This window comes from Belliella marina (assembly GCF_042682445.1).
GTDB classification, from domain to species: Bacteria; Bacteroidota; Bacteroidia; order Cytophagales; family Cyclobacteriaceae; genus Belliella; species Belliella marina.
Genome location: NZ_JBHUHR010000049.1, coordinates 3,589 through 5,807, shown reverse-complemented (window position 1 = coordinate 5,807; position 2,219 = coordinate 3,589). Strand labels below are relative to the sequence as shown.

The window sequence follows — 2,219 nt, the reverse complement described above, 5'->3', positions numbered from 1 at the left end:
AAAAGCGGCACCATCATCAACGTTGCTTCTATGGCATCTTTCATTCCGATACCGTATATGACCACTTATTCTGCCAGTAAGGTTTTCGTGCGACACTTTACCCATGCACTTACGCAAGAGTGTAAGCCCTACAATGTGCACGCCATGTTGCTTTGTCCCGGATTGACCAAGACCAATTTCAACAATGCCGCAGGAATAGAGAACGAAATAGGCAAAGGGCTTGGTACGGAATATAGTAGCTCAACCCAAGCCCCTGAACAGGTGGCAGATGAACTATTGAAGGCATTGGACAAAAGAAAACACTACATTGTTTCAGGAAGAATGAACCGGATGGCAGCCCGGTTATCAACCCTGTTTCCAAATGCATTCTTAGCCAGGAGTTTTGCAGGATCGTACAGAAAAAAATTGGGTAAATAATTTGTAAATTTGACTATAAATAAAAGCAAAGTGAATTCTGATACATTGACCATCCATCTCAAATCCATTGCTGATATACACAAGGTGGTGGGTCTTTCCAAGCCGAAGCATCCGCTGTTCAGCATTCTTCGTTTTGAAGATTTCCCGAAGCCGGAACTCACCCAACGTACAAAATTGATCAGTGATTTTTATCAAATCACCCTAAAGACAGTATGCCCCTGCAAAATGCAATATGGACAAACCCCCTTTGATTTTGATGAAGGTGTTATTTCCTGTTTTGCCCCCAGGCAAGTGAGCATTGTTGAGAAAGATTTTGCCTTTGCAAAAGCGGGTTGGATTATAAGTATCCACCCTGACTTCTTGCGAACCTATCCCTTAAATCAAAAAATAAAATCTTTCGGTTTTTTCGATTATGAAGTAAACGAAGCGTTGATCCTATCCGAAGAAGAGCAGAAAGCCATAGAAACCATTTTCGAACAGATTGAGAAGGAATACCTTCTGCCCATAGACCAATTCAGTCAGGATGTGATGATTTCAGCTCTTGACTTGTTGTTGACCCATTGCAACCGGTATTACAACAGGCAATTCATTACCCGGAAAACGCAAAACAGTGAATTGTTAAATAAGGTAGAAAAAATATTGAACCATTATTTTTACCATTCAGACGAACAGAAATTGCCAACACCAGCTTTTTTGGCTTCGCAATTAAATCTATCGCCCAAATACCTTAGCGATTGCCTGAAGCAACTCACCGGGCAAACCACACAGCAACTCATCCACGACAAATTGATTGAAAAAGCCAAGGAGATCCTAACCGCAACAGAACTTTCTGTCAGTGAAATCGCCTATCAATTAGGTTTTGAGTATCCGCAATCGTTCAGTAAGATATTCAAACAAAAAACAAATCAAACCCCTTTGGAATTTAGGCAATCGTTTAACTGAGCACAAACAAGATTGAGATCTGTAAGACTGGGGTTTACTTAACAATAGCAGTAGCACAAAATACTTACCTATTAACCAGAGTTCGACTATTCTCACTTTGTCTAAACGGTTTTAAATAGTGAACCCCAATCTCAGTGAATAAAACAACTAAAATATTGAAACGAACAATGATTATACTTTTGAGTATCCTACTATTAATGGCAATTGCCATTTTCTTTTATATGCGTCAGTCAAAATTTGGTAAAGCCCCAAATGGTGAACGTTTGGAATTAATAAAAACTTCAACCAATTACAAAAACGGTAAATTCCAAAACATAAGTTTTACGCCTGTCTTGACCGAGGGGTATTCTATGACGGTAATTATGTGGGATTTCCTGTTTAAAAAATTTCCGAGGCAGAAACCCACAGATATAATCCCCTCTATAAAAACGGATTTACTAAAACTTCCAGCTGATAGCAATGTATTGGTATGGTTTGGGCATTCGTCTTATTTTATGCAGGTTGGCGGCAAACGCTTTCTGATTGACCCTGTTTTTAGTGGTAATGCAGCACCCATACCGGGGAACAACAAATCATTCAAAGGAACGGATATTTATACAGCAGCGGATATGCCCGAAATAGATTGTTTATTGATTACACACGACCATTACGACCATTTGGATTATGAAACCGTTATCGCATTAAAAGACAAAGTAAAGACCGTGATTTGCGGATTGGGCGTTGGTTCCCATTTTGAGCATTGGGGATTTGACAAGAATGTAATTATCGAGAAAGATTGGAACGAACATGTCACGTTGGATAAGGGGTTTACGATACATACCGCACCTGCAAGGCATTTTTCGGGAAGGGGTTTTACAAGG

3 protein-coding genes are annotated in these 2,219 nt (G+C 39.7%); all 3 read left to right on the top strand.

Annotation, left to right across the window (positions count from 1 at the left end; genetic code table 11):
* Positions 1–417: SDR family NAD(P)-dependent oxidoreductase (locus ACFSKL_RS22035; RefSeq protein WP_376889410.1), on the top strand; the 417-nt coding region annotated here is incomplete at its 5' end.
* A gap of 30 nt (positions 418–447) precedes the next feature.
* Positions 448–1,359 carry a helix-turn-helix domain-containing protein gene (locus ACFSKL_RS22030; protein WP_376889408.1) on the top strand — a complete coding sequence of 304 codons (912 nt, stop codon included), beginning with the start codon at positions 448–450 and terminating at the stop codon, positions 1,357–1,359.
* A 263-nt stretch (positions 1,360–1,622) separates the two neighbouring features.
* On the top strand, positions 1,623–2,219 hold a 597-nt coding region (locus ACFSKL_RS22025), incomplete at its 3' end, for an MBL fold metallo-hydrolase (protein WP_376889407.1).